A 26,086-nucleotide genomic window follows, 5' to 3' on the forward strand; every position below is an offset into this window, starting at 1 on the left:
TCAAGTCACGTAAAGCTCAATTAGGACCCGATCAGAGAACCTGCATCGTCTGAGCCCACGTCCACCACAACCTGCGATGAGGACTCTGGTTGATCGGTCGGCGGCACCAACGCCATCCAGCAGACCAGATGCACATCTTCATCACGAATCTCAGGTAGCGGATCCGGTGGCGGCGGAGGCTCTAAACCGAGTTCGTCGACGAGTTCAATTATTCGGGTGGCCCTCTGCTGCGGGTGCTCAATTGACATGGCGAGCCGGAACAACCGCAGAATTCGGTCCGCGTACGGTGCCTCGAGCGCCTCCACGGCACGATCGAGATCCTCGATCTGCACCGTGGAGGCGTGATCCTGCACCGTCTGCGACGCCCGCCGCATCACCGGGGGCACGACCGGAGCGATATTCGCGGGATCGGCCAGAAAATTCCATCGCTCCACAACATGATCTCGGGCGACGGCCCACGCCTCGAACGCCCCCTCATACATCTGCGGCGACAGGTCGCGCGGGGTGTCCCACTCATCGCGCGGCCGCACCCGGTCCAAGCACGCCAACGTGTCCTCGACGACCTCAGCTGGGGAGTCCCCGAAAGCTGGCCGGACGTACCGAAACTGAGGTGTGGGGTGATCAGCGACCCGCACACAAAAGATGTAACCAGGCAGCCCGGCCGGCACCGCCATGCCCGAACCGGAACCCCACGGCAGCGCTGCGATCGTCTCAGCTAAGTCGGTGTTGTCCAACGCCTTTCGCAATTCCTGCCGATACTCCTCACCGGACAGGGCGCTGGCCCCCACGCCACCAAACTCGAAGATGCTGGCATCCCCGGCGCGCAACCGCTCAATCTCATCGCGTGTTTCAGCGAACGTCAGATCCGATGTCGCCGACCCGGGCAGGATCTCCCCTACGCCCACCGCGGCCGCTGCTTGCTGAATCTTGCGGTGCAGACGCTCCTCAAGTCTCAACAGATCGTCGAGGCGACGGTCCGGAAACACGCACCGCATGAACACCTCGGTGTGCCGTGATCCGATGCGGTCGATGCGCCCGTGCCGCTGCACCAGGCGCATCGGATTCCACGGCAGGTCGTAGTTGATGATGTGCCGGGCCTGCTGAAGATTCACGCCCTCAGCCAGGACATCGGTCGTTACGAGGATGTCGTACCGATTCTCATCGGTGGGTGCATCGGTGGTCGCCGGCGCGAACCCCCACAACTGATCCCGCTTATCGGTATCGCTGCCGTGCAGCGACGCGATCCGGTCCTGGTACACCGCCAACCGTTCATCGGTCTGAGCTACCTCACGGAGCCGCCGCTCAATCCAATCAACCGTGTCGGCAAAGTAGCTGAAAATTAACACCTTCCGCTTGTCGCGGGTGTCATCCTCCCCGACTCCCTCAGATGCGGCCTGCGCGGCGATTAACGCGAGCTCATCGATGACCGCGTTCAGGTTCGGGTCAGCCCCACTGGTTACCGTGGCTGCCTCCGTGGCAAGGCTCCTTAACAGCGCCCGATCGTGCTCTACATGCGCACGCAGCGACGCCACGTCATAGTCGCCGGCATTCTCCAGATCCTCGGCGTGTACCCGCATGAACTCTTCAACGAGATCGCTATCATCGGAATCGGTTGCCGCCCACTCCCGTAACGCCACGCCGGCCGCCACTTTCCCGGCCGCCAGCAGCTCCAAAAAGCTGTCGTGGCTGGCCGCCATCTTCTCGCAGGTCCGGGCGAACGCGTACGGCGACGACTCGAATCGTTTCAGCAGACCCGACCGCAGCAGCCCGGCCAACTGGGCCTCTCGGGCCGCGATCCCACCCGGCCCGTATCGCGATGGCGCATACCGCGCCAACGTCAAGACTTCCGGATGAAGCTCCGGATTCGGCGGGTGAGCATCGTCGACATCTAGTGCGGCGGCGAACCGGTCGAAGAATCCCGGCAGTACCGCATCAAGATCGTAGGTGACCTTGTGCACTCGTGGAGTCGGGAATGTAATCGGTACCTCGGTACCCCCGATGCGGACCGTATCGGCTGGATAGAACCGCTTTACGAACGGACGGGTCCGCCGCACTGCGACAGCGTCGAGAATGTCGAACAGATACTCAGGCGACAGATCGTCAGGGTTGAGCGCCATCGCCCGCCCGAAATGATCACGCAGAGAGGGGATCCCCAAATCAGCGAACACCGCATCGTTGCGCAGGAAGTACAACAGCAAGTAGTAAAGGTCCCAAAGGCTGTTGTTCACCGGTGTCGCCGTCAACAACACCAGATCCTTCCGGTAGCGCCCAGCTAACAGCCGGCGGATGGCCTCCGCCCTCCGTGTCGCCGGGTTGCGCGCGTTGTGAGCTTCGTCGACAACGATCAGCGCGTAGTCGTCGGGATCCTGATCCAGAATGAAGCCGGATGCCTCCGGGTTGAGGCGCTGATCGCCCACCAGGTCATCGAACGACCGCAACTCGATCGGCAGATTGAAGTCCGAGGCGAAACGGCGCCACGGCCCGTCCCGCAGGGTCGCCGGCGCCACCACCAGCACCCGCTGACGTCTCGCGATCGCCGCATCTTCAATGAGTTTGCCTGCCAGGAATGTCTTGCCCAGGCCGACCTCGTCGGCGATCAGCACACCCCGACGCTCAGTGAGAATGCGTCGCGCCCGCCATAAGCCGTCACGCTGAAATGTCGTCAAATGGATGGTTCCACCGGCGCTGTCATCCGCTTCGGCGCTGATCTCGCCGCCGTAGCGCTCCCACAGCATCCTTAGATAGATCAGCTGCGGCGGGTGCGCCTCAAATCTCGCGTCGTAGAGGGCTGCCAGGTCGAAAGGCTCAGCCACATCCCATAATTCGTCGAACCACTGACGAACCTCGGTGACCGTCTGCGGGTGATACTGACCGAGATTGAGCTCGATGTTGCGCGCCAAGCCCGCATAGGTGAAGTTCGACGATCCGGCGACGACACCCTCGTCGTGATCTGTGATGGTCAGATACGTCTTACCGTGCAGGAACCGGTCAGTGAGCCGACGCACCTCGACATGATCGTGGCGCAACCACTCCACTAGCTGCCGTGCGTGCTTGTCTGAATCCCGGCTGAAACCAAGCAAATCTCTGGCCTGCGCAAGATCGCGGCCCTGCCCTTCTAGGGCGCGCCGCAATTCCGCTGCGCGGGCCCGCGCCGGCGCAGCGGGCTGGTTGAGCCTCCGCGGCGCCGGCGCCGGATCGGGCTCGGCCCCCAGCAGTAGCCGTACCCGATGCGGGTGGTCCAGCTCCTCGGCCAGCAGCTGGTAGCCGCCTACGTTGAAGTACGCCGAGGCGATCAACAGCTCGTATGGATCTTTGAGCGTGCGGCGCAGATGCGCCAAATGCGCGTTGATCGCCCCGGCGACCGTTTCACCGTCGCGGTTGACCAGAAACGTCGGCTTCGGCGTCGGCTGAGTCATCGGGTCGCCTCCAGGATCGCGGTGCGCAGCGGCGCCGGGCAGGCCGCGGCACCATCGGAGAAGTCGCTGAGAAGGGTGCGCATCTGATCGGTCTGGAGGCCGAACCCGGCGGCAGCTAGCGCCTCCAACTCGACCCGGGCCGCCACCGGGTCGCCCTCGGTGGTCGGCAGGACCCGATCAGCTGCCAAGGTGTCTTGGCCTTGCTCCCGCAACAATGCCGCCGCCAGCTCGGCTGCCCGCTCAATCTGCTCAGCAGACCAGTCGGGTAGTCGGACATTGTTGACGACCGGGGCGGTGACATGTCGATCGACGAATCGACGAACCCACCAATCGCAGGTGAACGTGTTGAGGAACCCCAACAGCGCCAGCAGCTCGGCCGTGCCTGTGCCGCCAGCGTGCTTCACCGCGTGCACGTAGCCCTTGTTGTGCACAAACCCCGCCCGAGGTAGCGCCGTGGCGATCATCGTGCGCGAGTCATCGTTGCGCGACGGGTGCCGCATGATCACCACAGGGTGCGACTCATCAAACCCGGCAACACCATCAACAGCGGTGACGCCGTTGGGTAATGCTGCGGGATCGGAGATGAACCGCTGGAATGCGATCGTGTCGTCGATGCCGTAGGCCACGACGTGCCGCGTCATCAGAATCCGCCAGGCCCCGTCGCTGTCGGTGTCGCTGCTGAATCGACGCTGCGGGCCCGACGACCGGAAGTCGTAGCGGGCATCATGGCTTCCGCTCACCCAGCCCTTATCCGACGACAGACTGTGGTGCGCCTGCATCGTCTCGAACACCGGACGATCGGCCGCCGAGTTGAGCCACGGAACCACCATCGTGTCGCTGAGCTCGTTGAGATCCTTCGCGTTTAGGGTGAGCCCACCGCCGCTCCCTGCAGACCGCAATGCGGCCTGAGTAGCCAGTCCTGGCCAGATCAGCACCGTGGCGGACTCGCCGGTGCGATGCCTTCCTATGAAAGCGACCGCCGTGCTGTTGTGCACATCGTCGAACAGCCAACCAGCCTTATTACGGGCCTGCGCGACCGTCGTCGCGGAATCCGTCAGCAGCGCTTCACGAATCCGGCTCCACCCACCCAGCAGAAGACTGTTGGCCGGCAACACGTATCCCAGCGCCGCACTGCGGTGCAGCAACGTCAGCGCCCGCTCGGTGAACAGCTTCGCGAAGTCATAGTGACCGCGGCCCCGCAGTGGGTACGACCGCTCCACATACCCCTGGAAGCGTTCCCGCTCAGCCTTCTCGCGCGCCTCCACCACCGCGTCCGCCGGCCGTTCAACACGCAACTGCTCGATCCGGTTGGCCCGCTGTGACTGTGGCAACGCGTTCAGACCGGGCATCCGCGTCACCCAAAACTGTTGCGGCTCGAACAGAACCTTGTCCCACGGCGGATTTCCCAGCAGGCAGTCGAAGCCCGGCCGCTCCCGCAGGAAGACCTCGGGGAACACCACCGGGAAGTGCAGCGCCGCCACCTCCTCGGCCGCTGCCCGCGCCCCAGCCGCCTCGGCAGCAGCGCGGATCGACTCTTCGTCGACCGACACCGGCGGGGCTGTGTCCTCCAGCCGCGCCGCGATCAGCACATCGAACAGCAGAGCGGCCGGCTCGACGGCGGCCAGAGCGTTGTGGTGGGCCTGCTGAGCGGCGTGCACGTCGGCAACGGTCGCATCGTCGATGGTGGCCAGCCGCGCCAGGGCCGCCGCGCCGCGCTCCAGGAACTCGGTGATCTCGTCCCGGTAGAGTGTGGGCGCGTCGTCGTCGTCGCCGGCAAGCACTCGCAGGGCGTCGTCGATCGACGCGATGCCGATGAGGCTGTTGCCGGTGACGAGGTTGTGATCCAGAAATGACAACGGCAGACCGGGTACGAACGTGTGGATCCAGATCGCCAGCCTGGCCAGCTCGACGGCGATGACGTTGCGGTCTACCCCGTAGATGCAGCGCCGCCCCACTTGACGGCGTAGCAGCGCGGTCATCTCGATTTCCACCCCGTCCGCGAGTTCACCGAGAGCGTTGAGGGCGGCGGTGCGCAGCGCATCTAGATCAGCGGTCACCGTGGGAATGGGATGCAACGCCAGGAACGCTGAGAGCCGCGCTTCGATGCGGTCGACCGCCGCGACCAGGAAATGCCCGGAGCCCATCGCGATGTCGGCACATCGAAAGTCGAAGAACGCTTTCGCTGCCGCGGCGTCATCGCCGGCGTCGACCAGCGTCTGAATCCGGTCCAGATGTTGCGTCAGCGCGGGCTCCAACGCCTGATCGAGCAGGTGCTCCACCCCGAACGGCTTTGTGAAATAGCTGCCGGTGGCTTTACGCTCGCCCGATTTGTTGTGGAGGTAGACCGCTCCGGCCGCCACCTCCACTACACCCCGCTCGCCGGCTGGGACGAAGTTGCCGTCGCCATCGACGCTCAGGTCTGTGGGCGCCAGCGACAGCTCCGATTCCAGCAGACCCTCGTACAAGGTGCCGAACTCCCGCACCGACAAACTGCGGAAGTCGACTGGCCCCAGAAGATCGTCGCCGTCATCGGGGACATCAATCAGCAGCGCCGCCAGCGCGGGTCCAAAGTGAGCATTGCTCAAGCGGATATCCTGCAGCGCCGCGCCCGCGGGATTCGTGGCCGGATCGGTTGAGAACAGCCCGCCGTTGTACGCCGGAACCCCCCAGCCCGGGTTGCCCAGCCGCACCGCATCCCAGAGCTGGACGACGTCCTCCCATAAGTCGAAGTTGTCGTCATCAAAGCTGAGCGCGTCACGATTGGCGTCCTCAGCTAGCCGCCGCGCAATCCGCTTGAGACTGTGGTCGGCGTAGCGACTGTTACTACGGTAGGGCAGCAGATCCTTGTCCTCGCCGTACGCCACAAACAGCAGGCGGAACAACACATTTAGCGTCTGGTCGTACGCCGCCACGAGCTGCTCCCGAGACGGCGTATCCGTCAACGACGCTGCAACGCCCTCAGCAAGCGCCGGCACCGCTTTGCGATACACGCGATCACGCAGTCGGGTCGCCAGATCCGACGCGAAATCCGCTGAGCTGTCCAAGATCTGATCAAAAGATCCGCCGACAGTGAGGGCATCCGCCGAGAACAACAACTGCAAGAACCCGGCCCGATCCTCAGGCACCAATGCAAGATTGGCCTCGATGAAAGTCTGAGATGGCCCTCGCCGGCCAACCCCGACATCGGGCTTTACCGCATACAGTCGAATCTCTGGACCCCGTGTCAGCACTACCCAAGGCAATTGCTCACGGCTCGCCAACGCCAGCGCATGCGACACCGGTGAGACACCCTCGAACCGCATCCCGGGCGCCTCGAATGATTCGCCCTCGTCGAGGAACACCGCCACCGCCCGCCGATCCCGCCCAGCAGATAACAGCGATGTATTCGTGCCCAGGTGAGTGACCGTGAATCCCAATGCCTTCACCAGATCATGACCACGCTTGCGCAACGCCGCCCGACTCGCGGCCGTCGCCGCCTCCCAATCCGCGCGCAGCGGCACCCCGTAGCGCAACTCATGCGACGCCAGTAGTCCCGAATTGACTATGCCCGGTAGCTCCGAGTCCAGCTCCGGAAGCAGCCGCAGCAGGCAACGCTGAGCGGCGTGGCGCGTCGGCTCCGCTAGCGCCGCCGTCGATAACCGCTCGATGCGCGAGATATCCAGGTCGAAGTACACCGGCGGGTTTTCCCCCGCCGGCCCACAGACAGCCACAGCGATGCCGCCGGCATCGGGGTAGCCCACCACCAGCAGGACCGGAGATGGCCGGCCACCGTGTCGCACAGTCCACGCGCGCCGCATGTCAGCAGTCGTCGGCCGCTTCGCCGCTTCACCCACAGCGACCTCAAGCCCATAGTCGGCGTCCTGGAGAAACACCTGCCCCGCATTGATCGCCGCCGGCAAACCTTCCGCAGCCATCCAGCGCCGCGGCTCACGATCAGCCAGAAAGGTGTCAAACCAGGCCATGAGCCACCCCATTCTGCCGAGCAGTACGCGCCACCACGCCCGCCGAAAGCCGCCTCGACATATCGCAACGTACTAGCAGGGCCGCCCGGCTACGCGACAACCACGCCGCCGCCGAACCCCCTTCGCCGAGCAACCACCGGCTACCCATACCGACCGCAGCCTCGCGGCTGGACGTTTCGGCGAGGCGGGCGTCAGCGCGGACCATCAGCCGCCTCTACGTGGCATTGTCGCCTATCTGTGGCACACCTCGCGGCGCCGGCACAAGACCGAACGTCAGTCGTCAGAGGTAGTCATCCTCGACCGCGTCCGCCATTCCATACGCGGTCCGACACGGGGTTCTGCCTTGAAACGGCGGCTCGCCAAAACCTCCTTGCAAATCCCTGACGGAACGGTAAACCCACATTCATCAGCATCAATTCAGGAAGGTCTGTTCGTTGCGGAACGTCACCGCATCCAGGCGCGCAGTGAACCGTTCGGTTTCGATGCGGATTCGACCGTTGCGCTGGGTGATGCGCACATCGGGCTCGACGGAACGAGGTCCGGCGCCGACGCTGATACTGACGAGCGCACCGGGATAGGGATTGCTGGACCCGTTGTGCACCACCACAGTCGGAGGCCTCGGCGGCTGCGCGCGAGGGTCGGTCGTGTTCCATATCCGCGACGAGGCCGCGGCCATGGCCCAGCGGCGGCGCGGGTCATACACCGCGACAACTTCACCGCTGGCCGAAGCGCGACGAATGAGTTGGCGGACCGCGAGATCGTCGTCGGCATCGATGACGATGCGGGTCGGCCCGCCCGGGTCACGCAGCGGCATGAGCAACAGGGCGTCGTCCACCTTGCCCAGCATGACCCCCGATGAGCCGATGGCCACGGCGGCGTCGAGATCGGCGGTCAGCGTTCGTGCCGGCATGCCGCTGATCCGTTCAGCACCGGGTAGCAGCGCTGACAGCGCCCACCACTGGCGACCGGTGTAGCGGTTGAGGATGACCGCCGGCGGTGTGAGCAGCGGCTGCGCCGTGGTGAACCGCACCGTTGCCGACACGGTGATCCCCTCGCTCGAGCGCCGCAGGTGCAGCGCCAGCAGCGTGTGCTCTGAGGCGATCGCCCACATGTCGTCGAGGCGGTCCGCCGTGAGGTCCTCGGCGCTGAGGTAGTAGCTGGTGACGTGGGTTCCGCGGTGGGTGAGGTCTTTCCACCCTTCGCGGAAGGTGCTCTCGATGTCTTCCTTGCTGCCGCCGTGCATGTCAAGAACCGCCTGGCGCATATCGGCGGCCGTCATCGGTTCTGCGCGGCAACCACTTTGGCGCAGAGCCCGCGTGATGCGACGAGTGACCGCCGCGACCGCGGCCGCGGCGTCGCTACGCCACATCAGTCCGGCAGTGGTGTCCGGTGAGCGGGTATCCATGCGGATCACCAGCATGGTGCTGCGCTGCCCGGCCGCGGGCCGGTCGGCCAAGAGCTGGGCATAGAACTGACCGTAGTTGTCGCTGGCCGTGCGGCGGCCCTGCGCGATCACATCGACGTCCACCCCGAGCCCAAAGCGCTGCATCTGCTCGGCAATCACGCTCAGCGGCAGCGTATTCGGGGTCTCAGCGCCTTGCGGTCGCAGCAGGGTCGGGATGTAGGGCCGACCCCATACGTTGACCATCGTCACAAGGGTGTGCTCGTCGAGGTGCACACCCAGCAGCTGACCATCGCTGTCGACGTCGACGAACTCGCCGGTCTCGACACGGTGTTCCTTATGGCGCAGCCGCCCGATGGACCGCGTGAGCCACCGCCAGGGGGTCAGCCGTGCGGCTTTCACCATGAACAGCAGCGCCCCCAGGGCCGCGCCGCCGGCTGCACCGGCCCACCAGGGCCCGCCGAAGGCAACAGCGATGGCCGTGCCGAGCAGGGCAAGGATTTCGGTGGGCAGTGCGGCGCGAAGATCGGCGCGCGCGCTCCAGATGCGTTCCTTCATCGCTGATGCTTCCTTCGCCAGACAGTTGTCCCCCACAGCACCGCGCCGACCAGTACCACGCCAGCCCCGATCTGGGCGGCCAGCATGCGCGCGGGGCGTGGATCCGGGGGTGGTGGGGGCGGCGGTACGTGCAAGGGCGCTTCGGTGGGTGTCGGCGCCTTGGCAGGTGCCGGGGGGACGTCCCACGTCAACGCTGCCAGCGGGTCGACCACGCCGTGGCCGACTACGTTGTCGCGCCCCCCGGCAGGGGCGTGCGCGGTGGCGGTCAACCGGTGGATGACCTCGGCCGCGGGAAGCTGCGGGAACTTCGCCCGCACCAGAGCTGCTACGCCAGAGACGTAGGCCGCTGAGAACGAGGAACCGATGATGGGTTTGAATTTGTCCTCGTCGATCGAGGCATTGATGACGTTGCCCGAAGTCGACAGTCCCACGATGTCAGCCCCCGGCGCCGCGAGATCCACCCACGGCCCGTGCAGCGACGCGGCTTGGCTCATCAGCGGTGCGCCGGAGTTGTCGGTGGCCGACACCGCCAGCACGTACTCGTCGAACCAGGCCGGTGAGGCGATGGTCACCACGTCGTCCCAGCCGGACGCCCCGGTCGCCGGTGGCGGATTCTGGGTGCATCCCTGTGTTCCCGCGTTACCTGCTGCGGCGACAATCACCACGTCTCGATCAACGGCTGCATAGCGAAGGGCCGCGCCCAAGACTGCTTGGTCGGTCGGCTTGGTCACCGGTATGCAGGACACCAGCGAGATGTTGATGACCCGCGCGCCCAGGTTGGCGGCATGCACGATCGCGCGCGCCAGCGTGTTGATGTCGCCGGTCCTGCGGGTCTGCTCCTGGTCCTGATCCAGACGCGGGTCTTTCAAACCGAAGTTCTGCGAGCTTTGGCGGATCGCCAGAATCACGGCATCCGGAGCGATGCCGATCAGACCATCAGGTCCACCGGTAGGCGGCGGCACCTGCGGACGGGGAAGCTGCGGCGCCTGCGCGACCGAGCCGCCGGGACCCCACGCCGGTGGCGGCCCGGGCGGCCCCGGCGGCGGAGGCGGGGGTTCTACTGGCGGCGGCGGAGGCGGCGGCTCGGTGGTGGTCTTGGTGATGGTGACAGTCGGCGGCGGTGGTGGCGGCGGAATCGGTTGCGGCGCAGGCGCTGCCGGAGGCGGCGGTGCAACCTGCGCACCAGCCGGACGAACCGGCAGCGGACCGCCCGAGGGCGCCGCGCCGATCAGCGACGCGACCAGAGTGCCATGTGCATCGCAGTCAGACAGCCCGTCGCCATACTGACCCATCACGTAGTCACCGCCTGCCACGAGATGGGGCAGGCGCGGGGACGGCGCAACTCCGGTGTCAATGACCGCGACGACGACTCCAGCGCCGGTCGACTCCTGCCACGCCGCCGGCATATCCAGCAGCGCCAACGCTGGGGGCAGCTCGCGCAGATCGCTACCCGGAAGGACGCCGGTCAGCGTGCAGGCGCGTGTCTGCTTCATCGGCCAGTCCGGGGCCGGCGCCGGGTCGGGCGGGGGCGGCCCCGGCGGCACCACCGGCGGTGTGATCGCCCAGCTCGCTCCCATGCTGGTGGCGGCGAGCAGCGCAATCGTGCCCGCCAGTCCGGCCCCGGCACGCACGCGGGCGCCAAAAGGCTTGCGGCTCATATCCCGTGCCTGACCGCGTTGCGGATCACCGGGTACAGGTTGAGCAGCCACAGCGCCCAGGGCAGCAGTGCCAGCAGCAGCACGTACTCGATCATCTCCACGAACCGTCGCATCGGAGCGGTGTATTCACGGAAGGGCACAACGAGTGCAGACAGCAATCCCATTACCGCGAGGACGAGGGTGACCGCGACACAGATCAACGCCACCTTGAGGCTGGTGGCATCGCTGGCGGCGTAACGGCCGATGGCAACCGCTGCTGCACCCACGCCAGCGACCATCAGCGTGACGGACTGGTAGCGGTCCACGAACGAGCGCGAGCGAAGCACCAGAATCACGCAGACCGCCCCGACAAAGGCGGTGTAGCGCCATCCACCGGGCTGGCCGGGCACCACCGCGTAGCGCGCAGCCACAACGGTCACCACCGCGAGGCCGATCATCATCCCGGTCAAGGTGTTGTTGCCGCGCATCACCCATGCACGGACTTGTTCGGCGGTGGCCACCCCGGTCGGGCCGACCGGGGACACAGTGTCGGCGGGCTGGCCGGGCAGCCGCTCGAACACCCCGCGGTTGGTCACCGAGGGAAACAGCGGGGTCGGCACGCCTGAGGCAGCGACGGCTGTGCTCGTGGCCCAGGTGACGGCAACGATCACCGCGATCAGCGCGATGACGGCGACGCGTTCTGGGCGGACCTCCCAGGTGGAGGCCGCGACGACGGAGGCCGCGAAGGCGAACACGCTCACGGTCAGGATCGCGGCGACGGCCACGACGTGGCGCCCCCATATCGTTGCGAGCACGATGACACCGGCGATGACCGCGACAAGCGGCGCAGCGAGGTGCCAGAGACCTGGAGTGCCGGGCAGCGACATGGCCGCCGCGGCGGCCGCGGGAACGAGAGCGACCCAGGACAACGCGTGCCCTGCTGCGCGGCGCTCACGGCCCGCCGCAGTCTCGGCGTCGGCCTTGGACAGTCCACGGGCGGCAGCTACAAGGACCACCAGCATCGCCCAGGCTGAGGCTGCGCCGATCCAGCCATACGGCGCGTCGGTGCCCCCGATGCTCCACCACCAGTTCACCAAGATCAGGCACGCCCACCCCACGACGCCGGCAAGGAGCCAACTGGCGACTTTGCGCCCCATGTCGGGCGTCAGGGTGGCCAGCAGTTGATTGGCCGCGCGAGCGATGGCGGTCGAAACCATTTCCGTCACCGGTTCGTAAGTTTCGGCCGAGGCCGCCGGCAAGAGCCACAACTGCTCGCCGTCGAGCACGCCACACTCGTCCAGCGTCTTCTGCGGGTCCAGCGGCTGCGCGTCCGCTCGGCACAACCGGTAGCTCTGCTCGGGATCAAGCAGCGGACGACCCCGTTCGCGCAGAACCTCGTTGACGCGCGCCACCAGGTCCTCGGTCACCGCAATCAGCGCCACCCCGGCGGGCAACGAGTAGTCGATCTCGAAGTCCTCCCCCACCAGGAGCGCGACCCTGCACAGCGCCGGGGTGGTTGGCTCGGCGGGACTCACTGCCCGTCCTCGCTGCTGTTAAAGCCCGTTGCCAGCCGAGCGGTGATCTCCAGGTAACGCCGGCGGGTCTCCGCGCGCAGCTCATTGATGTCAATCACCCCTGCCGAAGCGATGTGAGGGTCGAACGGAACCACGAAGACGCGCTGTGGACTGACCCACCGGGAGAACTTCTCCACCAGCGAGTCGACCAGCTTGCGATGGGCTTTCCCCTTATCGCCGCGCACATCGTTGATGACGACCACGGTGCGCTGCAGCAGCCGGTGATAGCCGGCCTGATAGGCCCAATCCATCAGTTCGGCAGCACCTTTGGCGCCGTCCGGCGCCGTCGAGGCCACCATGATCAGGGCATCGGCACGACCCATCAGACCTGGAAAGACCTGGTGGTCGACGTCGGTGCCCGAGTCGCTGATCAGCACGCTGTAGAAGCGTTGCAGCACCGTGTGCGTGTCGGTGTAGACCTTGGCGGTCAGCGGCGGACGATCGCTCTGGTAGCGATTACCCAAAACATCCAAACCGGCAGCCTCGTTCATGCCGACGTGCGAGCGAATATCACTGTAGCCGTGCAAGTTCCGGTCAGACAGCACGTCCTTATAGGAGTTCGTGGCCTTGGGGTCGATCCGATCGGCCAGGTTGGAGGCGCGATCGGGGTTGGCGTCGATCGCAATAACCTTATCCTTGCGCAGCGAGGCGAACGTCGACCCGATCGACGCGGTGGTCGTCGTCTTACCCACGCCGCCCTTGCCGCCCAGGACAACGATCGAATAGGTGCCTCGCAGGTGGCCGGCCACAGTCGCGTTGAGGTTGCGCAACAGCTGCTCATCCGGCGACTCGCCGGTGTTGATGAGCTTGAAAGTGCCGTAGTAGAGCCACTTTCGCCATCCTCGTGACGAGGGAATCTTGCGAGGCGCGTTGAGCTCGGATGCAGAGATCTGCTCACTGCGCAGCTCTGCGCCACCGGTCCCGGCGCTTTGCGACCAGTCCCACTCCGGTGGCCGCGGCCCGCTGGGCGCGACCGATTCAGCGGGCGGCAGCTCCGGCCCACGCGCGGGCCAGCCTGGCGGCAGGGTTGACCGCGGTCGCAGGCCGGGTTGGGGGCCGCCGCCCTGGGCGGGCCACCCGGGAGGCGGTGGTGGTGGTGTCGCGTTGGGGCCCAGCGCATTTCGCAGCACGTCGCGGGACAGAAACTGTGTTCGTTCTTCGGGAGCCACCGGGCGAGGAGCAGGCCGACCTGGCGCTAGTTCCTGCCGGTCGGCGTCCCCCCCGAAGGATGACGGTTGTCCGCTGGGCCGAGGAGCCCATGCCGGCGGTGGTGGCGGCGCTGCGCGACCCTCGTCTGGATGGTGCGGCCCGTCCGCCGGGGCCGCCGGTCCAGCGGTGTGCGGCGCCCCGCCGATCGGCTCGTCCGCCGTGAAGCCATCCGGCCGGTTATTCATCTCCTGGATGGGGCTGGCGTCGCCGCTTTCGTTAAGGCCCTCCACCTCTGGTGCGTCCGAAGATGCAGGCGCCGTGGGGATGTCAGGTTGCGAAGGTGACTCGGCGTCGGTTCCCGGCGCGCTGTTCTGCCACGGCGGCGGCGGGTTGTAACCCGTCGTCTCGAGGGGTTGCCCCCAACTGCCGCCCGCGCTGATGGGTGGATCGACGTGGTGCCTGCCGCTCGCCGGGTCGCCCTGCGGCCCATCCGCAGCAAATCGTGGCTGCGGATAGCTGGGGGATGCTGGCGGCGGTGTGTCGCCCGGTCCGGCGGCGTCTGGCGCATCCGCGTGCGCCTCGTCATCTTCGTCGCGTCCCGTGTTGTTCAGTGCGTCGAAGAACTGTTGATCTCTGGACTCGGTCATGTAGCCCGCCCTCCTGCCGATTTCCACCGGGGAGCACTCGAAGGCTCCTCGAATCGGTGAATATCACCGTCGCAGAAAGACTACCAACCACATATTTCAGGCGTCCACGACGTTAGGCACATCAGTGTGCGTGAAATGTCTGAATTCTTTGGTGGTGCTGCCATCCAGCACCGCTGGGCAAGTCCTTCAAGACGTCGCTGACGGCGCGGCCGGTCCGGGCCGTGGTGCCCGGGAACAGCATCGTCCAACGCTGCTGGTCATCAGTGGTGCTCGACGAGATGACCACCCGACCCATCAGGGAGTCGACGACCATCGCTCCAGTAGCGGCAAACTCGGGGCCGTCCAGTGAGTATTGGGTGGCGCCGATGGCCGCGCGAACGGCGCCGGTGTCGGATACTGCGACGATAACGCGAGCCTGGCGGGCGGTTAGGCCCAGCTTGAGAAGCTCCCCAATCACGTCGTAGCCCTGCGGGTCGGCCTGCCAGCTGCTCAGCACCGATTCCAGGCGCTCGGCCTCGATGTTGATGCCTTCGAATTCGGCCGGAAGCTCATCACCGAGCAGGTCGTTGACAGCCTCAAAGACTGTCGTGTCACCCTCCAGGGGGCTGATGGTTACTTCGTCAAGTGGTTCATCACCGCTTCGCCACACGCGCGCTGCGACAACCCATTTGCCGTCGCGGCGACAGAGAACCGCTGTGCGAGCGGCAGATTGGTGTGCGCGCCATGCGCGTAGCGCCGCGGCGGCGGCGAGCGGCTCTTTGAGCGGATCCGCCGGCGGTTTGAAGATTTCGGGGGGCCCGGTGAGGCGCTCGGATCGCTCGTCCGGGCGGGTCACCATGATCGACACGTCAATATCGCATCGGCCCAGGGTCAGAAGCCATTCCTGCACGTCGGGGTCGAGGGTGCGCCCTTGGCACACCCCCGCCTCCTCGAGTACCTGCAGTCCTGGATGCGATGCCAGCATGGCCTCGGTGTCGCCCACTGGCCGCACCCGCAGTGCTGCGGGAAGTCGGGTGATACCCGAGAGCGCAGCCGTCAACCACAAGCCTTCGGAGGTGGTCGACAGCTGCGCTCCCATGGTCAGTCCTTGCTCAGATTCCGACGAACCGGGCGGCGTTATTCGCGTCGCCGACATCGGTGTTGTTGACGGCACCGCTCTGCGCACCGCCGTGGCGCCCGATGGTCTCGAAGACCTGCTCGTAGGCCATCACAATCGACCGCTGAGCCTCGGCGTAGGCATTGGCACCCTTGTCGGTCCAGAACTCCTGAGTCTGGGCGAGCACGTTGAGTGCCTGATCCTTGAGACCATTGAGATGTGCGACCAGGCCGGCCTGCGCGGCCACGTGGTCAGTCATCTTCGCCTGGTCGTACCGCATCATGTCCATGTGGGTTCTCCTCTGAAAGTTGTTGTCGGTAAGGGGGTTACGCTTGGGTGGCGACGCTGGACAGCTTGGCCTGGTTCTCGGCCTCAACGCGGTCGTACTCGTTGGCGCCGATCTGCATGGCCTGGATCACCTGATCGAAGCGCGACGAGACGTTGCGCCCGGTCGTTGCGACTTCCTCGGTGGTCTTCATCGACGCGACGGAGGCGACGCCCATGAACGCAGCACCGCCGAGGTCCTGGTTCATCGTGACGTAGCGACCCAGCGCGTTGAGCGTCTGGTTCTTGATCTCGTCGAGACCACTGGCCGCATTGCGCAGCTTGGTTGAGTCAGTCTGGAACATGTCCACTTCCTTTCGTTTCCCGCAAGGGATGTCTGTGCCTGTTTGTCGTCATGTGTTGTGCCGGTTGCCGCCGAGCAGATCACCCTCCCCCGTCTGTGTAGACCACGCCATTGGCGGTCAGGATGGGGATCGCGTCAGCGTCGTCGAGGACCACCGATAGCGACGTGTCGTCCTCGCCGCGGCTGGCGCCCTGATCGCGGCGCTGCCCGGCCTGGGCGGCGCCCATCGGCATCATCCCGGGCATACCGGAGCCGATCGGCGCACCCGACCCCATGGCCGGCATGCCTGCGCGAGCGGCCGCTGTGGGCTTGTTCTGCCCAGCTGCCCCGGACCCGTCCGCCGCAGCGGCCGGTCCCCACCAGGCCGAGGGCATCCCAATCGGGCCTCCACCCATGCCGGCACCGGCAGGTTTGGTCAGAGCGGCCGACACCGGGCCGCCGCCAGAGCCGAAGCCGCCGCTGACGCCGCTCATCGACGACGCGAGATTGGCGCCAGGCGAGCTGGCCGACAGTCCGCCGAAAGGTCCACCGCCCATGCCGCCCATCGACCCCATGAGGCCGCTGAGCTGTCCACCCATTTGCATGGGTGCCTGCGCGAGCTGGCCCAGTGGCTGGGTCATCCCCTGGGCCATCTGCGGCAGCGAGCTGGCCATGCCCATCATCGACTGGCCGGAGCCGAGGAGTTCGCTTCCACCCGGCTGGGCCAGCTGCGGGGTCCCCGTCGTGCCCACGTCGCCATCGGCGCCCGACTGGCCGGTGCCCGCGCTCGTAGCTGCTGACAGCGCGGCGGGTGCCGCCGAGGAGACCGCCTGGCCCGCAGCCTGCAGCGGGGCGCTGAGGCCCTGCACTGACGCTTGGACGCCGGTCTGTACCCCTTGCGCCCCCATACTGGCCATGCCTGCGGCCAGCCCAGCAGGATTCGCGCCGGTCACCAGCGGTGGCCGCAGCGGGACGCTGAGACCCGAGGCGATGCCGGCCGCGGCGGTGGAGTACCCGGTCATCGCTGTCGCGTTCTGCGCCCAGAATTCGCCATACTCAGCGTCGGCCTCCCAGATGGCCGGAGTGTTCTGCCCGATGATGTTGGTGGCTACCAGCACTGCTTCACGGACGCGGTTTGCGACGACCACCGGATAGGGAATGGTCGCGGCCACCGCCGTGGAGTGCGCGGCCGCGGCCTCGCTGATCAGGCAGCTGGCCTTCTCCGCATGCGCACCCGCCTCGATCTGCCACTCCGATTTGGGGACGGCTGCCGCCATCATGGAGGTGCCACCCTGGCCCCACCAGCTGCCGGCAGCGGTCGTGGCGGCCGTGGCCATCATCTGCGCGCCCTGCTGGATGTGCGTGACTCCAGCAGCCTGGTAGCCCGCCACGACCGACGCCATGGCCGCGGCGCCGGGCCCCGTGGTCAGCCGGATGGCGTTCGTCTCGGGCGTCAGGCCCCAATATTGGACGGGCATGTGTTCAGAGCAGCAGCGAGGCCTGGTTGACGGCCTCGGTCGCGACAGACGTCACCCCGGAGATCGCGACGTCGCCAGCGAACATTCCCCGATCCGTGACGTTGACTCCGGTCTGGGCGAGGAACTGTGCGTTGTGCGCCTGGATGGTGGAAGCCAGAAGCGCGGAGACCTCCTCACTTCCCATCGGGACGACGGCGGTCATGGCCGGCGTGGAACCGGCGAGCACACCCGCGGTGGTCGCGGTTCCGGTCGCTTCAGCTACGGATTGAGCAGCAACCCCGACAGGGTCGACAAAAAAGGTCACGATGAGCCTCTCCCTAAGACGCTAGGTACCTGATACGCCGAGACTAGAGCGGTTCGGCTGTGGCTGCCACCAGCGCAGCCACCTTTTTTGTCAACTCTTTTGGTATTCGCCGTTCGTCCGCCCGCACCTCGGACATTTCGTCACTCGTCATTATTCCAGCTACCGACGCATGGTCCGGACACTTGTTTCAGCGGGTACGTGCGGCCAGCTGAGCTGCGGATTCCGCCATGTCCCCGATGACCTGCAGTCGCTTACTGAGAGTGTCGGCGGCCGCGGATCCGGCCCGGGCTTCCTGCGCGATCTGCGTGAGCTGCTCAACCAGCACTTTCGTGGTTCCGCTCTGCGGATATTCGGTATCGGAGCGCAAAGTGGGTTCTGCGCCGTCCAGAACAGTGCCGAAGCTGCCCGGGGTCCAGCCGAGTGCGGCTTCTATCCGCCCTCGGGTGACTTCCCGGCCCGGGATTTTCCCACGGTTGATCAAGTCGGTGATCGTGGAACGGCCCACCCTGGCGATCTTGGCCAGATCCATCTTCGACAAGCCCAAGTCCAGCCTTGCTGCATCAACGGCTGCGCCGAGCCGATGTCCTGGATCACTCAAGGGGCAGCACCTTTGCGATTTGCGCGGGGGCCGACAGGCGGTCGGTCACGTAGATCCCTCGACCCACCGGCTGCCTGGCTGCGCGAACGCCTCTGATCAGCTCGCCTTCCAAGCGGGCGCCGTCCATGACCACGGTTGGGGCGGTTTGGGCGATGAGCTTGCCGGCCAGTGGGGACGACATCGCCGGTCCCCACGGGAAACGGCGTCCGACGATCAGGTGCAGTCCGACTTCGCGCGCGCGGTTGATGTATTTGGTCAGTCCGTCTACTGCGGTCCCTTGGGCGCTGAACATATTGGCCTGACTCCATCCCGCGACGATCTGCTCGTCGTCGATGAGGACGAAGATCTCCGGTCCCGACCATGAGCGCGTGGCCTGGGCGAGTTCCTCCTGTCCGGCGCGGCCGCGGGGCATGCGCGGAGCCAGCAGCGCGTCGATGTGTCGGGTCATTGCCCGCACGTCGTCCTCGTAGTAGGTGTAGCCCTCGGACTCCACGCCGTCTTCGCCGATGTAGCGGCCCAGGTGTGGGCCTTGCACCACGCGGACCAGGGCATTGCCCGGGTCGATGACATAGATCTGGGCTTCGTCGGGTCGGTAGCACCGCATGATCGATCGGGCGACGGCTGCCAGGGAATTCGACAGGCCGCACTCGGGATTGCCTATGAACAGCAGGTGAGGGTTGCGGGTGAAGTCGGCTTCGGCGGCGACCAGACCCACCTCGGAGATGCCGAAAGGCACCACACCAGGGCGCGCCTCACGTTGGGCGGCGAAGACCTCGTCGACACTGACCGTGCCCGGAAGCATTCGGACCTGTGCGACCTGATCGACACCGGTCAGCTTGATGATCACCTCGGCGGCCTCACGCGGGCCGACAGTCCTGCCGTCTGGTGCGGTCAGGATGGGCAGTGCGGTCTGGAAATGATATCCCGCCATCGACGTGCCCCTACCGCTGATGGTCTCGGTCCGCGTTTCCGCGTTCTCGTCATCGGGATCACCGAGCAGTTCTCGCTTACCGAACGGAACCTTCTTGGCGACATCGCGGTTGTTCTTCGACGGATCGTCTTGGCTGCCAAGGGCCAGTTCGACATTGAGGGTGAAAGTATTCGACATCCAGGATGGGAACCCGCCAGCAATCCAGCCGGCGGCGGCCACGATTGCGCGAACACCCAGGCTGTTGCCGCGCTCCATGATCACGCCGAGGTCGGATAGCAGATCCTCGCCGAAGGTCGTGCGGAACTGCTGCCATCCGTCGATGACCAGAAACACCTCGCCGAAGGCGTCATCGGGTACCGGGCCGGCCTCACCGCCGAACTTGCGGGCCCGGAAGCTTTCCATGCTCAGGCCGAGCCGGCTGAATGCCTCCTCACGCTCCTCGACCAGCAGCTTCATCTCCGCGATCGTGCGCTGCACTCGCTCGCGGTCCCCCGCCCGGGCGAACGAGCTCACATGGGGAAGCCCTTCAACCTCGTTGAGACCCGGACCGCCCATCGCGACCACGACGAACTGCACCCGCTTCGGGTGATACATCATGGCCGCGCCGGTGATGATCGTTGTCAGCGCGGTGGTCTTGCCGGAACTCTGCTGGCCGATGACCGCGCAGTTGCCCGAGGAGAAGTCCAGGGCGTACACGCGCTGCGCGTGCTGGAAAGGACGGTCTTCGATCCCCACCGGGAATTGCAGTCCGGCGGTGTGTCCGTAGTCCTGGTGCCACGGCTTGCGCCGCAGGCGGCGCACCAAATCCTCGACGGGCACGGGCTCAAGCGGCGGCAGCCACATCTGGTGGACCGGAACTCTGGTCTGCTCGCGCAGAGACCTGATGGAGGCTTCAAGCTCCCGGATCGGTTGCCCGTCCGCACCAAGCACGGTGTCGGTGGATTCCACCGGGGCCGCTGACAGCTTGGGCGCGGACGTGATCGCGGCCATGGGTGCGACGGTGAACACCTCGGGGGCCATATATCCGGCTTGGGTGCGCACTGCCTCGGCGACCACCCGCCGAGGCGGATGGTAAACCTTGCGCGCGAACGCAGATTGGAAGCGCACCAACCGATCCCGGCCCTGCACACGCAACAAGCCTGCACCGGCAGGCTTTTCGGGCAGATGCTTGGCTTCGTCGGTGCCGATAATCGCCATCGACTCCCCGGCGTCGAGGGTGCGCAGCCCCACGCGGATCGGGATGTTGGCCATAATGCCTGACTGCATCTCATGCCCGAGACGCTGGGAGCCCAAGATCATCTTCACGTTCAGAGCGCGACCCTGGCGGCCGATCTCGTCGATGATCTTCTTCGACTCGGGTGCTTCGATGAACATCTGCGTGAACTCGTCGATGACGATGATGAGCGCGGGAAGCGGCTCCAGACGGTGCCCCAAGTGGATCCGGCGGTACTCGTACTCGGCGACCTCGCTGATTGCCGCCCGGTCAAGCAGCGACTTGCGGCGCTCAAGTTCGCCATTGATGACGTCGCCCATGCGTTCAATCCACAGTGAGTCGTCTTTCAAGTTACCCATGGCGGCAACAACATTGGGAAGTCCGGCCACCATGTTCGCCGTCGTCTTGCCCTTGAAGTCGAAGAATGCGAACACCAACGTCTCCGGCGAGTGGGTCAGGGCCGCCGACAGGATCAACGTCGTGAGAAATGACGACTTACCCGAGCCCGTAGTGCCGGCGATCACCATGTGGTGCCCCATACCACCCTCATGGGTCTCTTTGAAGTCGATGTAGACCGGAGCCCCGGTCGGATCGACACCGACCGGGAACTGCAGCCACTTCGCACCCCACGAATTGTCCTCGAACGGAGGGCCGGCAAGCGTAGACGCCCACAGCTTTTCCACGTCCAGATTGCCCGGGTCGTCGATGCCGATGATCTTGTAGAGGTCGGCGTCAACGGAGGCGTCGTCGATGAGGCTGCGAGAGCGCTCGCCCTCCACGCGATAGCGGGCCATCTTGCGGGCCAGCACCCGCGCGCTGGCCAGGTCCATCGAGTCGGGGCGGCAGAACCATTGGCCGCGATGGGTGACCTCAGCCTCCGAAACGCAAAACGTGTTGGCGTCTTCGAATCCCAGCCCGCGCCCCGGCTCATCAGAGAGAGCCAAGAAGGTCACTCCCGCCACACCGCCGGCACGGGTCAGCGTTTCCCAATGGCGGTCGTCACCGCGACGGCGGCGATCGTCGATCACCAACCAATGCGGCGTCGTGGTGGAATTCGTGCGAAAGGCGTCGCGGCCATGCAGCTCCGTGCCGACCGCAGCGTCCATCTGTTCCCCGGTGGTCCACACCATCCGGGTAGGACCGCCACGGTCCCGCAGCGTCGGGTGCGCACAGTGCGGCAGCCACTTGCACCATTCCCAGCGCGCGGTGTCGTCGGTGACGATCATGATCTTGAAGTCCCGGGGTGAATGCGCCACAGCGGCTTGGCAAATCAGCGCGCGCGCCAGCCCGTACACCGGTTCCATGCCGTCACGGCCGATCAGCGCCATACCGGCAATGTTGCGCAGCAGCAACGGCTTCGGCGCGTTCTGCAGCTTGCTTTGCGTCTGGAGAAACGCCGAAGAAGCGTCGTAGGTGACCGGCTCGTAGTCCTCGCGGCGGCCCAGCTCGTTGGTCTCCAGTTCCTTGACGACCTTCGACGTGCCCAGCCCAACGCGTACCTGGCTGTAAAAGACTTTCAGGACGGGATCATTTGGCGTGCGGCACCACATCCGCGCCGACCCGACCAACCCGGACAGCAGCGCCGGCTCGGGATGCAGATACTCGAACTGCGCGTGTTGGGCCCGGGCGGCGTCTTGTACCTTGTCCCGCGTCTCATCGAGGGTCATCGCGTAGTCGCGCAGCGCCTGCTCCATCTGCGGACCCGAGAGCTGCTTATCGCCGCCGCCACCGCGATTGGAGAACATATAGGACCCCATCGAAACGATCATCATGATGGGGAAAAGCAAGGTCATCATGCCCATCGTTCCGCTGCGCAACCCGGGCTGAGACAGCATCAGCGCCATGATCCCGAGGAACGCGACACCCATGACCACCGGCAGGATGATCGCGGCCTTGCTGCGGGGCACCGGGCGCGGTGCCTCCAGCGGTTCGGGAACCGTTTCGCGCCCACCCATCGTCGGGGGCACCTTCACCGAGCCTTGGCGGGGCTTCACTGTTGCCATGCGGTCTACCGTCCTTGTTCGGTGATCGGGGCCGCGGAACCGGCCAGCGTGTCATGCATCGTCATCGCCGCCTGCTTCGACAACTCCGGGCCGGGAGGCCACACCCGCAGCAGTGGCCACGGCGCCAGGCGCGGAGCGACATTCTTGAGCCCCAGCGCCTGCAGTGCTTCATCGTCGAAGGGGACGCCGTAGCGCGCCCCGGATTCGCTGACTAGCCACAGGGTTTCGCGACGAACAGAGTCAGCACTTGCGCCGGTGGTCGACACCCACGTTGCCGGATTGTCAGCCAATAGAACCTGATCGGCGAGCTTGCCCTGGTCCTCCCTGCCGACGACGAGCGGAACGAGATGAGCCTCCTGCTCGGCCGTCACCGGTAAGGCTCGGCCGACGAGGAGCCGCTGGCGGGCCTGTCGATCCGTTGCACCCCGGTCCCAGGCCACACACAGCACGGGGTCGGCACGCCAATCCACGACTTTGAGCGGCTCCGCGGGATACCCGGTCACGTCGAGCACCTCGCGCACCGGGACATCGCCCAACACGTCCGGCGAGATGCGAGGTGGTTGCGACACCCCGAATGATTCACGTTGGCGCAGCATGGCCGCCACGACCGAGGACACCGGCTGCACACCATTGGCGAGTACGACGTAGAACTGATCCTTGCCCGAGGCCACGTCCTGAGACACCACCACCGAGCCATTCATCAAAGGGGTGGGCGTGCCCAGGTTGACCGTGCTGGGTTGGCCTGCCCCCGCCACCGCCGGAACGACCAGAGGACGACCAGCCGGCAGGGCGTCGACCATGGCCTGGGAGAGATCGACCGGCGCGCCGGCCTCCTCCAGGCCCAGCGGCTCCACAACCGCCCTATCGGAAAGGTCAACCGGCATCCGCACACCATTGGTGATGACATACGCCTGCTCATTGAAGGCGCCAAGAACGGCGGTATCGGCACCAACCTCGCGGGCCCGATCGCCCAACGTCAGCTCGCCATTGATCCCGGTGACCACCGGGCGCCCGCTCATCGACTCTGACGCCGTGTCGCACACCGCCCAGCGCGACACCTCCGGCGTCAGTACCGGAGGCGGCTCGGTGGGGGCGCCTTCGATGCCGACCAACGGTCCCCGCGGCCACTTGGCGAGGTCGTCGGGACTGACAAACGTCGGCTCGGCCCGGTCCCCAGCGATGAGCCATGCCGAGACCAAGTTGAGAGCCGGGTGCAGCCGGCCGTCCACTGACACGAAGACCGTGCCGAGTTTGCGGTCGGCCACAATCTTGGAATCATTGACCAAGCCCGCGGGCCGCAGCCAACCCACCACGAGCGCCCCAACCATCACCAGGACGGCGAGCAGCGCCGAGATCATCAGCATCAATCGCTGCGTGCGGATCCGGTCGGTCTGCATGCGCACCGACCGGCGCTGAAACGCAAATCCCAGCCGCCGGCGCAAGAAGTAATGACCCCGCACCTGTGTCTTGGAAGCCAGATTCATCGGCACTCCAGAACCGTACCGTGCAAAACAACGAGTCAGCCACCACCGCAGCCAAATTGACTGAGAAGGACTTTCATCGACGTTGCTGAGTCGGCGGTTCTGGCACGCCTAGCGGGGCGCGTCCCCGCGGCGTAGCAGACCCGGATACGGTCCGACATAGTTTACCCAGCGGCGTGCACAAGGTCCTCTTCGACACTGGCAAGCGACTCAACGATCAGATCGCGGATGTGGACGTTGCCGGCGGCCGCCGCGGCGTAGCACATGTCGGGCAACGGCAGCGGACGTGTAGCCCAACCGCCGATTAGCTCGGCGGTGCGCGCCACCATCCAGTGCGCGCGATAGCGCGCGAGTTCTTCAATGGTGTCGCTCGGGTCAGCCTGACCGACAAAGCCTGGCCGGAAGATTGAGGTGACGGTGTTGAAGTCCTTAGCCGCCGCGTCGTACTCAGCCCACTGCTGCGGGCTTGGATCCCGGTCTCCGCCGCGCGTGAGCCAGATCTGGCGAACGGGATTGGGGATCCCGCCGTCCACAGCCACGGCCTGGGTGGTCGCCGTGTTCATCAGCAGGGCACTGGCGGCCGCCACGATTCTGTCTTGCAGCATGGGGTCGGCATCCATTACACGCAGTAGCCGCGGATACACGTCAGGCCATAACGCCGCCAGCCGGTGCTCGTGCATTGCATCCATGCCGGGCGCAGCGGTCTGCTGGCCGGGTTGAAGCAGCGGATTCGTCTGTCGCGTGCAAGACGGCGGATGCTCCACTCCTGCATCACGCAGCGACGTTAACGGCCCCGTGGTCGCAGCCGCGACCAGACGCCAGCCCATCTCGGCGCGCAGCTGCGCATACTCGATGAGAACTCGCGCCGGATCAGCCCAGCCGAACCACAGTTGCCGAAAATGGTCGTCCACCAACGGATCTGTCGCCAGTACACGAGCCGAGCGCGGGACGAAGACACCCGCGGGAATGTAGCTAGCCCCATCATTGGATGTGATAACGGTTTCAGTGCCGCTTGGTGACCGGAAGACCCCCACCGCCCACTCGATCGGGTAGCCGACCGCCTGAGCGGAATGTTGCAGCTTCCACGCCAGCTCCTTCGCGGCCGCCGCATCAGCCGATTCCCGCCGTTCGCGCGCCGCAGCCGTTTGGCCCGCTGCAACCACACTCGCCGGAATCAACGTCGCCCCCGCCCCGGCGCTCGATGGCGGCGGTGACGCCGATGGTGCATTGCTACCAGCGGCGAGCGTTGCGGCCGGGACCGTCGCTGCGGGAGGCGGCACAGCGCCGGCCGGTGGACCCATCGAGCCGGGCGGAAGCATCATCGGGGCTGCGCCGCCGGCGCCCATGCCAGTCGCGGTAGGAGCAGCAGCGGCTGGACCAGCCGGGGCAACCATGCCCGGCTGAGCTGCGGCCGGCGACATTCCACCGCCTGCAGCGGCCGACACAGGTGTGGCCGACGCCCCGTGCCCTCCTGCCGTCAAGGCCGATGACGGACTCGGTGGAGCCGCCGGGGGCGCGGAGGGCATCCCGCCACCGATGCCAGCCCCTGTCGACAACCCTTGGGAAAACGCGGCCGCAGGTGATCCAGCGCCTGTGCCCGAGCCCGGAACCCCTCCAGCACTGGGCAATCCGCTTCCGGCGCCAGGCATTTGACCCATGCCGCTACTCAGCGGATTCGATCCCATTCCCGGCACTCCGCCGCCCCCAAGGCCGCCCGGCATCTTCGGCATACCACCGCCCGAACCAAGCCCGCCCCCGCTACCCATGCCGCCCATCGACGGCATACCGCCACCACCTAGCGGTGAGGCCGCTGGGCGGGGCGACGTCCCACCAGGGGTCGCCTGAGTAACGGGCACCCCAGCAGCGTTGATTGCTCCGGTGCTTGAGTCGCCTGCCGCAGAACCAGTACCCGCCTGGGCTACTGGCGTGCCGCTGCCATCGTCTAGGGCGACAGATTCTGGCGCCTTGGCTTCATCGAGATCAGGCTTTGAGGTAATTCGGTAGGGGTCGTCCTCTTGAGCAATACCCGG

15 protein-coding genes are annotated in these 26,086 nt (G+C 66.1%); all 15 read right to left on the reverse strand.

All coding sequences use genetic code 11. From position 1 onward, the window contains the following. Positions 1–20 precede the first annotated feature (20 nt). Positions 21–3,416, reverse strand: a complete 3,396-nt coding sequence (locus G6N42_RS30145) for a helicase-related protein (protein WP_163738742.1) — start codon at positions 3,414–3,416, stop codon at positions 21–23. Further along, on the reverse strand, positions 3,413–7,378 hold the full coding sequence (locus G6N42_RS30150) for a hypothetical protein (protein ID WP_163738745.1): 3,966 nt from the start codon (positions 7,376–7,378) through the stop codon (positions 3,413–3,415). Before G6N42_RS30150 ends, G6N42_RS30145 begins: the two co-directional genes overlap by 4 nt. Positions 7,379–7,790: 412 nt before the next feature. Further along, on the reverse strand, positions 7,791–9,338 hold the full coding sequence (eccE, locus tag G6N42_RS30155) for a type VII secretion protein EccE (protein ID WP_163738748.1): 1,548 nt from the start codon (positions 9,336–9,338) through the stop codon (positions 7,791–7,793). Then, positions 9,335–10,996 (reverse strand): type VII secretion-associated serine protease mycosin, encoded by a 1,662-nt coding sequence (gene mycP, locus G6N42_RS30160; protein WP_163738752.1) that lies wholly within the window; start codon positions 10,994–10,996, stop codon positions 9,335–9,337. The genes eccE and mycP overlap by 4 nt, the downstream gene beginning before the upstream one ends. Then, a complete protein-coding gene (gene eccD, locus G6N42_RS30165; protein WP_163738755.1) occupies positions 10,993–12,510 on the reverse strand; it encodes a type VII secretion integral membrane protein EccD in 1,518 nt (505 codons plus the stop codon). The genes mycP and eccD overlap by 4 nt, the downstream gene beginning before the upstream one ends. Continuing rightward, positions 12,507–14,345 (reverse strand): MinD/ParA family ATP-binding protein, encoded by a 1,839-nt coding sequence (locus tag G6N42_RS31400; RefSeq protein WP_232076834.1) that lies wholly within the window; start codon positions 14,343–14,345, stop codon positions 12,507–12,509. Before G6N42_RS31400 ends, eccD begins: the two co-directional genes overlap by 4 nt. 121 nt (positions 14,346–14,466) lie before the next feature. Beyond that, the gene (locus G6N42_RS30175) at positions 14,467–15,423 is read right to left on the reverse strand and encodes an ESX secretion-associated protein EspG (RefSeq protein WP_163738759.1); all 957 of its coding nucleotides are present in this window, start codon (positions 15,421–15,423) and stop codon (positions 14,467–14,469) included. Between the two features lie 13 nt (positions 15,424–15,436). Continuing rightward, positions 15,437–15,730: a hypothetical protein gene (locus G6N42_RS30180; protein ID WP_163738762.1), complete on the reverse strand. Its 294-nt coding sequence runs from the start codon at positions 15,728–15,730 to the stop codon at positions 15,437–15,439. 37 nt (positions 15,731–15,767) lie between these two features. Beyond that, positions 15,768–16,070: a hypothetical protein gene (locus G6N42_RS30185; RefSeq protein ID WP_163738765.1), complete on the reverse strand. Its 303-nt coding sequence runs from the start codon at positions 16,068–16,070 to the stop codon at positions 15,768–15,770. A 79-nt stretch (positions 16,071–16,149) separates the two neighbouring features. Continuing rightward, positions 16,150–17,526 carry a PPE family protein gene (locus tag G6N42_RS30190; protein WP_163738769.1) on the reverse strand — a complete coding sequence of 459 codons (1,377 nt, stop codon included), beginning with the start codon at positions 17,524–17,526 and terminating at the stop codon, positions 16,150–16,152. Between the two features lie 4 nt (positions 17,527–17,530). After that, complete coding sequence (locus G6N42_RS30195) at positions 17,531–17,830, reverse strand: PE domain-containing protein (protein ID WP_163738772.1); 300 nt, start codon at positions 17,828–17,830, stop codon at positions 17,531–17,533. Between the two features lie 187 nt (positions 17,831–18,017). Continuing rightward, entirely contained in the window at positions 18,018–18,428 is a 411-nt protein-coding gene (locus G6N42_RS30200) for a helix-turn-helix domain-containing protein (RefSeq protein WP_163738775.1), read from the reverse strand. Then, positions 18,421–22,575 (reverse strand): type VII secretion protein EccCa, encoded by a 4,155-nt coding sequence (gene eccCa / locus G6N42_RS30205; RefSeq protein ID WP_163738777.1) that lies wholly within the window; start codon positions 22,573–22,575, stop codon positions 18,421–18,423. The genes G6N42_RS30200 and eccCa overlap by 8 nt, the downstream gene beginning before the upstream one ends. A 5-nt stretch (positions 22,576–22,580) precedes the next feature. Further along, positions 22,581–24,059, reverse strand: a complete 1,479-nt coding sequence (gene eccB / locus G6N42_RS30210) for a type VII secretion protein EccB (protein ID WP_163738780.1) — start codon at positions 24,057–24,059, stop codon at positions 22,581–22,583. Positions 24,060–24,220: 161 nt separating this feature from the next. Next, complete coding sequence (locus tag G6N42_RS31405) at positions 24,221–25,219, reverse strand: EspK C-terminal domain-containing protein (RefSeq protein ID WP_232076836.1); 999 nt, start codon at positions 25,217–25,219, stop codon at positions 24,221–24,223. Between the last annotated feature and the right edge of the window lie 867 nt (positions 25,220–26,086).

The sequence above is a fragment of the Mycobacterium gallinarum genome (assembly GCF_010726765.1).
Taxonomy (GTDB): domain Bacteria; phylum Actinomycetota; class Actinomycetes; order Mycobacteriales; family Mycobacteriaceae; genus Mycobacterium; species Mycobacterium gallinarum.

Excerpts from the sequence above, each read along its gene's own strand:
- G6N42_RS30145 (WP_163738742.1), bottom strand. The coding sequence starts at position 3,416 with ATGACTCAGCCGACGCCGAAGCCGACGTTTCTGGTCAACCGCGACGGT.
- G6N42_RS30150 (WP_163738745.1), bottom strand. The coding sequence starts at position 7,378 with ATGGCCTGGTTTGACACCTTTCTGGCTGATCGTGAGCCGCGGCGCTGG.
- eccE (WP_163738748.1), bottom strand. The coding sequence starts at position 9,338 with ATGAAGGAACGCATCTGGAGCGCGCGCGCCGATCTTCGCGCCGCACTG.
- mycP (WP_163738752.1), bottom strand. The coding sequence starts at position 10,996 with ATGAGCCGCAAGCCTTTTGGCGCCCGCGTGCGTGCCGGGGCCGGACTG.
- G6N42_RS31400 (WP_232076834.1), bottom strand. The coding sequence starts at position 14,345 with ATGACCGAGTCCAGAGATCAACAGTTCTTCGACGCACTGAACAACACG.
- G6N42_RS30175 (WP_163738759.1), bottom strand. The coding sequence starts at position 15,423 with ATGGGAGCGCAGCTGTCGACCACCTCCGAAGGCTTGTGGTTGACGGCT.
- G6N42_RS30180 (WP_163738762.1), bottom strand. The coding sequence starts at position 15,730 with ATGGACATGATGCGGTACGACCAGGCGAAGATGACTGACCACGTGGCC.
- G6N42_RS30185 (WP_163738765.1), bottom strand. The coding sequence starts at position 16,070 with ATGTTCCAGACTGACTCAACCAAGCTGCGCAATGCGGCCAGTGGTCTC.
- G6N42_RS30190 (WP_163738769.1), bottom strand. The coding sequence starts at position 17,526 with ATGCCCGTCCAATATTGGGGCCTGACGCCCGAGACGAACGCCATCCGG.
- eccCa (WP_163738777.1), bottom strand. The coding sequence starts at position 22,575 with ATGGCAACAGTGAAGCCCCGCCAAGGCTCGGTGAAGGTGCCCCCGACG.
- eccB (WP_163738780.1), bottom strand. The coding sequence starts at position 24,059 with ATGAATCTGGCTTCCAAGACACAGGTGCGGGGTCATTACTTCTTGCGC.